This is a genomic window from Shewanella sp. SM68, assembly GCF_025653925.1.
Lineage (GTDB): Bacteria > Pseudomonadota > Gammaproteobacteria > Enterobacterales > Shewanellaceae > Shewanella > Shewanella oncorhynchi.
Map to the genome: position 1 here is coordinate 239,644 of NZ_JAKKRU010000008.1, position 8,582 is coordinate 248,225.

9 protein-coding genes and 1 pseudogene are annotated in these 8,582 nt (G+C 42.6%); 5 read left to right on the plus strand and 5 right to left on the minus strand.

The window, feature by feature from the left end:
- Positions 1-153: 153 nt before the first annotated feature.
- From L5M40_RS14625 to L5M40_RS14640, 4 genes are all read right to left on the minus strand, one after another.
- A complete protein-coding gene (locus tag L5M40_RS14625) occupies positions 154-675 on the minus strand; it encodes a GNAT family N-acetyltransferase (protein WP_212601114.1) in 522 nt (173 codons plus the stop codon).
- 186 nt (positions 676-861) lie between these two features.
- A complete protein-coding gene (locus L5M40_RS14630) occupies positions 862-1,164 on the minus strand; it encodes a hypothetical protein (RefSeq protein WP_006082493.1) in 303 nt (100 codons plus the stop codon).
- A 125-nt stretch (positions 1,165-1,289) separates the two neighbouring features.
- On the minus strand, positions 1,290-1,499 hold the full coding sequence (locus L5M40_RS14635; protein WP_006082494.1) for a DUF3820 family protein: 210 nt from the start codon (positions 1,497-1,499) through the stop codon (positions 1,290-1,292).
- A gap of 151 nt (positions 1,500-1,650) precedes the next feature.
- Positions 1,651-2,121: a GNAT family N-acetyltransferase gene (locus L5M40_RS14640; protein ID WP_105251887.1), complete on the minus strand. Its 471-nt coding sequence runs from the start codon at positions 2,119-2,121 to the stop codon at positions 1,651-1,653.
- Between the two features lie 526 nt (positions 2,122-2,647).
- On the opposite strand from L5M40_RS14640, the gene L5M40_RS14645 reads away from it, so the two are divergent.
- The 5 genes from L5M40_RS14645 (at position 2,648) to L5M40_RS14665 (ending at position 8,174) form a co-directional block, all read left to right on the plus strand.
- Positions 2,648-3,454 carry a division plane positioning ATPase MipZ gene (locus L5M40_RS14645; protein ID WP_263165746.1) on the plus strand — a complete coding sequence of 269 codons (807 nt, stop codon included), beginning with the start codon at positions 2,648-2,650 and terminating at the stop codon, positions 3,452-3,454.
- Positions 3,414-3,860: a CopG family transcriptional regulator gene (locus L5M40_RS14650; RefSeq protein ID WP_263256831.1), complete on the plus strand. Its 447-nt coding sequence runs from the start codon at positions 3,414-3,416 to the stop codon at positions 3,858-3,860. Before L5M40_RS14645 ends, L5M40_RS14650 begins: the two co-directional genes overlap by 41 nt.
- 250 nt (positions 3,861-4,110) lie before the next feature.
- A complete protein-coding gene (locus L5M40_RS14655; protein ID WP_028761267.1) occupies positions 4,111-5,514 on the plus strand; it encodes an ABC transporter substrate-binding protein in 1,404 nt (467 codons plus the stop codon).
- Positions 5,501-7,240 carry a GGDEF domain-containing protein gene (locus tag L5M40_RS14660; protein ID WP_173497943.1) on the plus strand — a complete coding sequence of 580 codons (1,740 nt, stop codon included), beginning with the start codon at positions 5,501-5,503 and terminating at the stop codon, positions 7,238-7,240. The genes L5M40_RS14655 and L5M40_RS14660 overlap by 14 nt, the downstream gene beginning before the upstream one ends.
- Positions 7,241-7,349: 109 nt before the next feature.
- Positions 7,350-8,174 (plus strand): zinc-dependent peptidase, encoded by an 825-nt coding sequence (locus tag L5M40_RS14665; RefSeq protein ID WP_263209611.1) that lies wholly within the window; start codon positions 7,350-7,352, stop codon positions 8,172-8,174.
- Between the two features lie 172 nt (positions 8,175-8,346).
- Here L5M40_RS14665 and L5M40_RS14670 read toward each other — a convergent pair.
- Positions 8,347-8,582 (minus strand): annotated as a pseudogene (locus L5M40_RS14670) (IS4 family transposase); the annotation flags it as partial.

Below are 8,582 nucleotides of genomic sequence, written 5' to 3' on the forward strand. Positions count from 1 at the left end.
TCTTGAATCATTAATTGACTTAGATTAACCGAATTCTAATTTAAGCTAAACAGTGCTGATTTAGTTAAATAGTGTCACTAAACGGCGTTAAGCTAATGTTTTACTGTGGAATACCTTACATCACTTTCTAGCTGAAACCATAGTAAACGCACGTTAAATATTCTTTCCTATATTCTTTTCCATATAGAAACCTGGGATCACTTGCCCAAGTTTTTGCTGATAACTGCGCTGTATTTGAATAAATCCCATCCGAGTAAACAACCCTTTAGAGAGATAAGATGCGTCCAAGCTCAAGCGCACATAGCCTTGTGCCTTAGCCCAAGCTTCTAAAACAAGATAAGCGCGCTCACCTAATCCCTTACCTTGATAATCTGGATGTATATATAAGCTATCTAAGTAACCTTGACGGGGGAAATGGGTTTCGACATTGATAAAACCGCAACAAACTGAAGAAGCAGTCGCTTCATCTATGGCTAAAACCACCCACGCCTTCGAGCGACGTAACCGTAAATCCCAATGTTTAGCCGATCTTGGCGCCGCAGACCAAGCCATAAGCTGCGCCTGCGCATAACGAACATGGGTAATGCTGTGCACGCAAAGGTGAAATAACTCACTCACTTCACGTGCATAACATGACTGATAAGGCTGGATCTCGAACTGTTCAAACGCTATCACTTGAGTGATCCCCTGCTGAGTAATAACGGCTAGAAAAATAGCCGCTATTTTGCCGCCTTTGTCCCCATCGAGATAGTCACAAACTCAGATTTAGCGGCATTGAACGCTAAAAACAAAAACGGCCTCGAAAGTATCGAAGCCGTTGAATTACAGAGGCGCTCAGGTTAGCGCACTCGATACTGCTGACTATTTCTTATCGATTTGGCCAACAAATAACAGTTTATCAAAGGTGCGGTTCAAGGTTTTGCTGGTGAATTCGTTCATCCACATTTGCTCAACCACAGCCACTTTATCGCCTTTGCTCACTTCAGTTTGAGGACCCGCGGCCCAAAAAGTGGTATCAGCTTCTTTAATCTGTACGTAGGTGTAACCACCACCGTTCATCGTATCAACAACAGTACCTTCGTGGGTGACACCCTGAGCCCAAGCACTTGACATGCCTAACGCTAAAGTCGCTACTGCCGCTAATTTTACCCATTTTGCCATCATGCCTGCGTTCCTTTTGTTTTGCTAATATGCTGCATTAAAGCACGCTAAAAACAATAAATCGCTAATCTCTATCACGAAATACAACACTTATCGCAAAAGCAGTATTTTTCTTAAAAGAAGGGAACTCATTTCAACAGCGGTTTTAGCATGCCTTCTAAGCCATTAAGTTTGATTTCGTACATTAGTGCTAATTGCTCACCAAGTTTCCCTTGAGGAAAACCTTGCTTATGGAACCACACCAGATAAGGTTCGGGTAATTCGAGCAACTTACGTCCAGCGTACTTACCAAAGGGCATTTTTTGATTAACAGCATCAATAAGGAGTTGCTGATCCATAGGTTGTTATCTCATGCAGAACGTCACGATAATCCTACGGATGCTACAACATAAGCGAATGAATGTCGCCGTTAACTACGCAAAAGTGACTATATACCCAAGGGCTAAAATACGCGCTAGCTAACACCTAAAAGGCATTCTAACACGAATATTAAGCGATAATTTTTAACAAATTAGGCCCTAAATTAGCGCAGGGAGCATACTGAAAACCATATTCACTACATAAACGCTCATGCTCACCATGGGCGGTCATACTGACACAAGTTCCCGCACTTGCATGGTCATCAACAAAGGCCATCACCCGCTCAAGTATTATCTTTGCTAGCCCATAGGATTGGTATTCGGGTAAGACAATAAAATCTTCAATCATCAAATGCCCGGGCTTGTTGCCATAAACACACGCCGTTGCCAATAGATTAGACTTAGCGGCCCCAGCGCCGGCATGCTCCAATTCAGTCTTGTCACTTAATCGAATAGAGACCCAGAACAATGCCTGTACATCCGCAAGTTCAACGCCAATAGAAGGGAGGCCAACTGTGGCCCGCAGATTAAGTAGTTCATGAAATAACGGTGCAGTTTCAACGAGTTCAAACTTAATAGGCATAATAGTTTTGATATCCATTTGGCATCCCTTCTCCATGGTTGAAATTTCAAGCGATTTAGACGTCAGTCTATAGAGATGATAAAGCCAGCATTTGGCAGTTTGATGACAAGTGCCTCACCAAACAAGACCACTTTCGACTGAGAAGCTGATAATTTACTCAGATCATTAAATAACATTTAGAAATATAAAATTAACATTTGTACCAAGGAAGAAATAAAAAACTACACCCTAAATTCTATGCACAGTTACCGATCACCACAAACAAACCTTTTAGCAGACGGATAACAGATAAAACAATGTAAAACCAATAAGATAAAAAACATTTTTATAAATTCCTCGTCTTATCTTTTTTGTCAAATTAACGGCATATGACCAAATACTGACAAAAAAACGCCTACGACAATTTAATTAAAAAACGTCAAAAAATCAGCCAATTGACCGAGATTAACATTAGGTTTACATTCGATTTCGGACATCAATGCGGATAGCTCCAAACACATCAACTCGCTGCACAAGGGTCATCAAAAGAATTAAGGAATGCGTCATGATAGTCTTAATCGGTGGAGAAAAAGGCGGCAGCGGTAAAAGTTGCTTGGCCCAAAATATAGCTGTATTTCTAACCACAGAATGTAGCGCCTCAGTCATTATGGTGGACTGCGATCCCCAGCGCACCACCTCTGACTGGATCCATGCAAGAAACAACAATCCGCAACTTGCCAGCATCAATTGCGTGCAACTTTACGGTAAGATCCGTAATGACTTACTCAGTCTTGAGCAACACTATGATGTCGTTCTCGTCGACTGCGGTGGTCAAGATAACCTAGCGCTACGAGCAACCATGTCAGTCGCCGCTTACATTTTAATGCCCTTAAGACCTAAGCGCCGCGATTTAAAAACCGTGTGTCACATGGACGATATCGTCGCGACGTGTAAGATGATTAATCCCAAGTTACAGGCTTCTTTTGTGATCACCCAATGTCCAAGTCTCCCCAATCAAGCTAACCGAATTTTAGAGGCCAAAGAAGTCTGTAAAACCTATGATATCCATGTCCTTGACGCGATAACATATTGCCGCAATGTTTATGATGACAGTGAAGAATCAGGATTATCGGTAATTGAAATCGAGCCCACAGGAAAAGCAGCCGAAGAAATTCGCACTATCGCCTGCGAACTATTCCAAGTCGATTGTGCTGCCAGCTTAGCCAATCTCCTACATCCCGCGATACACGCTCAGGGGGTGAGTCAAATGCATCATCATTTGACCCATCAAACTCAATCCACTCACACGACTACTCAACGAAGGGGGCAAAATGGGACTCAGCGATCTCAAGAAAAACGCTATGTCATCTAGCTGCTTACAGCACTCGCTTTCGTTAGATGAGTTTATTGAAGCGGCAAACTTGTACGCAATGGGACAAAGTCTGAATAAGATAAAAAGCAATCTAGAGCATAAAGCAGATGCAACTGTCACAAAAACCACAGACACAACTGACATGGCGCGGAGCCATTCCAATGTGTTGAGCTTGCACAAACAAAGCCTAGAAATAGACGTATTATTCCCGGCAAAAGTAGAAACTAAAACACACTATCGCAAAGCAACATTTTCCCTCAGTGAAGCGGCTATAACCCATCTTGCTACACTGGCAGAAGAAAGCAGTATATCCAAATCAAAGCTGCTCCGACTCTTGATTGAACAACACTTCGATCTACCTATTGCTTTGAGGCAATTACGAGAACAACAACGCCAAAACCGTTAACGATTCACACTACTCCCACCCTTTTCCGGTAACTTAGCTAAGATCGAGTTACCGGCTTTTTGCTCAAAAAGTAAAAAAACACAATAAAAACCATCATAAAATCGCGGCATAAGTTCTGATCCCACCTATCCTTAAATATACATAATGCTGAATTAATGATATTAACTCAGAGTCAATACGTAACATTAAGGTATTATTTTTGTTAAACCGGATCAGATTTATTTTTCTTTGTTTAACCGCAGCGATAATGATGCCTTGTTACGCAGAATTTTCATTGGCACAAATCCCGCCGCTAACAAACAAAACCCCCATCACTTTGGTCGCTGAAAAAGGATTTTGGACTGACTATTTAACCCAAGAAATGTTGCCTAAATTCACCGCTAAAACCGGCGTAAAAGTGCAGGTGGTCAGTACTGAATTAGAGGATATGTTTAACTTACAGACCCAGAATTTACTTCAAGGTTCAGGCAAATACGATTTACTCACAATGGAAGCGGGCTGGGCTAAAGAATGGGCTGCCAATGGTTATACAGTGCCCTTAATTGAACTCGCTAAACTTTACGATCCCGATGGCGAAAAGGCCATGGAGAAATACCTAGAACCCTATTACCCATCGCTACTTAACATCTTGTCCTATCAAGGTGAAATCCATGCTATTCCCTATAACAATTATGTTATGGGAAATCATTATCGAGCAGATCTCTTTGATAATAAAACTGAAAAAGCTCATTTTCTGCGTCAGTTTGGCTATCCACTCGCACCAGCAAAAACCTTAACAGAATTACGAGATCAAGCTCAGTTCTTCACTCGTAAAGCAGGCACTATATTGGCGGATAAAATACTGACTCATGACTTTTACGGTCTAGCGCTAATGTCGGGTGATAAACCCCATATTAACGATGAATTCTCTAGCATGATTTGGAGCTTAGGTGGCACTTGGATGCAGCCCGTCTATAACAGCCAGAAACAGATCTCCCATTTTGAAGTGCCCACCATCAACCATGAAGCAATTGAAGCGGCCAAGCAATATCGCGAATTAATGCCCTATGCCGTTCCCGCTAACGAGCAGTTTGCTTTCAATGAAGCAGCTAATGCTATTGCAACAGGTCAAGCGGCAATGTGGCCTTTTGCCTACAATAATCTGTGGTATAAATCCTTTAAAGTTGAACAGAACATTCTCGGCGCGCGTCTAGCCGTAAGCCAAGTGCCTGGCGGTCATCCCTACAATGGCGCTTATGCCTTTGCCGTTAGCTACGACAGCAAAAACCCTCAAGCTGCCTATTGGCTGCTCAAATATATGGGCACCTATGAGGCACAACATGCTTATGCTATGGGTGGTGGTAATCCCTGTCGTATGGATGTAGTAACAGCCCCAGAATTTAAAGATGAATCCTTAAGAGGCATAGCTGGCGCATTTGAGGCAAGCCACATGGCCAATATGTTTTGGTCTACTAAGGTCTTATCCTTTGGGCATTTCACCAGTACTGCCATGGGACAAATTTACCCTGAACTCAGCCACGCCTGTTTTAGCGCAAGCCGCAGACCCGCTAACAGTGAAGATATTTTCATTAAATTAAGTGCAGAGATAAAACACCTCCAAAATACCTATGGAGAGGTACCTGCTATTGACAAAGAAAATAATGCCAAGCACTAAACCACTGAAAAGTTTGAAACAAAAAATAACCTCAGCCTTCTATATCATAGTGGGCATGGCGCTATTAAATGGTGTTGTCGCCATATTACTGTCACAGCAACTCAAATCAGAAATTGAACACTTAGTCGGGGTAGATGTGGTAAAAGTCACCACCGCGCTGCAACTGGCAAAAAACAGTGAAAAACTACAAATAATTACTGCACGCTTGAATAACTATTATGATGAAAAACAAAGAACTAGCCTGTTAGGTGAACTTTCTGCACAATGGGAATTACTCATCAATGACTCACGACTACTGGCCTCAATAGAAACTTCTACAGTCAATAAGCAAGAATTAAATCACGCCTTAGATACTCAACTGTATTACTTACAACAACTGCCATTACTCAACACGTTAACCGATACTGCCTTACAAGCCAATTCACAGGCAGCCAATATTCAAGCCAACTTAACGTCAATGGCGTCGGGATTTAGCGATGAAATGCAAACCCAATTTCAGCGTATCAATACGGACTCTGAACGTCAGCTTAAGCTGAAAAACGTTGACCAGATTGCTTTAAATATCAATACCAATCAGCAGCTATCTTTATTTAGTCATCTAGGAGAACACTTATTTACCCAGTTAACTCAAGTGAATATCATCGACAATCTGGTTGAACTAAACCAAACCCAAAGAGATGCTATGCGACTGCTGTTAAGCATGGAGGCTATGCTTGATAGTATCGGTGGCGATAAAAACTTATATTTGAATTTGTTATCACAAATAAAACAGACCATGGTCGGTGAAGACAATCTCTTTGAACTTTCTCGCAAAGCGATTAGAAGCACTCATATCGCCAATGCGCATTTAGAATACCAAGCTGATGCCGCACAAATCGTTGCGACCTATACGCAGGATCTCGTTAACCAAGTTGAAAATGAAATTCAGCAAACAGGCCGCGAACTTAAAAACGATAGCACCGCATTTATCGTATTAATTTTCTGCAGTGGCATCTTATATTGCTTCTTCATCTGGCTCACCAGTTGGCACTTTATCACTAAGGGAATCATCAAGCCTGTCATGGCGACTCGAGATGCAATGAATGCCATTGCCAATGAAAAACTCGACGCCAGAATGCCTGTCACTGATAACCTAGAGCTCCAGCAAATGGTGAGCTCCTTAGAGACATTAAAAAGCTATGCAGCTCAGGTTAAAGGCATGGCCGAAACCGACGGATTAACTGGCTGCTATAATCGCCGCTATTTAGATTTACAACTCCAAAAAGAATTAGAGTATGCAAGGGACCACAACATGCCCCTAGGTATAATTCTGTTTGATATTGATAATTTTAAACAATTTAACGACAGGTATGGTCATGTCGCAGGCGATCAATGTCTTAAGAAAATCGTTAATGCCACCAAATCGATCTTGAAACAACCCACTTACATGCTTGCCCGCTATGGCGGAGAGGAGTTCATGATAGTACTGCCATCGAGCAATCTCGAGGAGGCATATCATTTTGCTGAAATATTACGCAATAAAATCATCAGTTTAAAAATACCACATGAAGACTCCCCCCATGACGGCATACTGACCATCAGCGCTGGTATTACTTGCTGGGAGCGATCACAACCTATGGATACGAATAGCTTAATTAATCAAGCTGATGAGGCTCTCTATCACGCCAAACTAACAGGTCGCAATCGTACAGAGACACGACTAAACCAACCAGTTCGCTATTCCTAACCATAAAATGCGGCAACTGTTCAGTTTCTTTTTTCACCAGAGGATTGAGTTACGCTGACTTCACCCCCATTAGCTAATACTAAGTTAATCAGGATAAAGTCAGGGAAGTATGCTCGCTATTGTTATCACGCTTATCCTAGGAATTGGCGCAATTACCTGGCTACTGTCGAGTCGTTGGCGCAAGACCTTACATCGTCGACGAGTCACGATGAAACCTTTTCCAAAAGAATGGCGCAGCATTCTCAAAAAAAGACTGCCTTACTTCCATGCTCTACCCGCAGATCTACAACTGCAACTCAAACGGCATATCCAAATTTTCATCGATGAGAAAGTCTTTATCGGCTGCGATAATTTTGAGATCACGGATGAAGTAAGAGTCACAATCGCGGCCCAAGCCTGTCTACTGCTACTCAATCGTAAAACCGACTTTTACCCCAAACTGAAACAGATTTTGGTCTATCCCGATGCCTTTATCGTCAATAATCAACATAAAGACACTAGCGGTATCGTGTGGGAACAACGCAATGTGCTGGCAGGGGAATCATGGGAATACGGTAAAGTTGTGCTCTCATGGAGAAATACTCTAGACGGCGCCGCCGATCCCCATGATGGTAATAATGTCGTAATCCATGAGTTTGCCCATCAGCTCGATCAAGAAGATGGCCAAGCCAATGGCGCACCCATTCTGCAGCATTTTGCCGACTACAGCACTTGGTCTGAAGTGCTAAGTAGGGAATTTACCCAATTACAACACTGTGCAAATTTTGGCACCCCCTCATTATTTAATTATTATGGAGCGACTAATCCCGCTGAGTTTTTTGCCGTCATCACCGAAGTCTTTTTTGAGAAACCAGAGGATTTTTACCAACAACACCCAGACTTGTATCGGGAACTGAGCCGCTTTTATCAACTCGATCCGATAAACTGGCATTAACCCATAAAAGTAGAGGCACGCAAATGCTCAAAGACACTCATGCATTCTCAGTTAAAGGTTCCAATATTAATCGCGCTACCTTGGGGTTACTGCTCAGCGCGTTAATGCTTGGCGGCCTTAATGTAAGCGTACAGGCACAGGACTCGCCAACACAAAGCGCTGAAGGATCCCCTCATAAATCAGCCATAGCATAGCCATATTTGAGCAACTGATTGGCGAATAATACCCAGGCCGCCAGCAATTCTTTCTCCGTGATTTGATAATCAGGCCGCCTGAGTACCTCCAATCCCAAGCGAATCGTTGAGAGTACCGTTCGATGCCCAATGGTATTGGCCTGAAAATGCTTATCCCAGCCCTGTTGCTGTGCGTGTAAACCAACTAGCCACAACAGGCATTGAACCATCAACG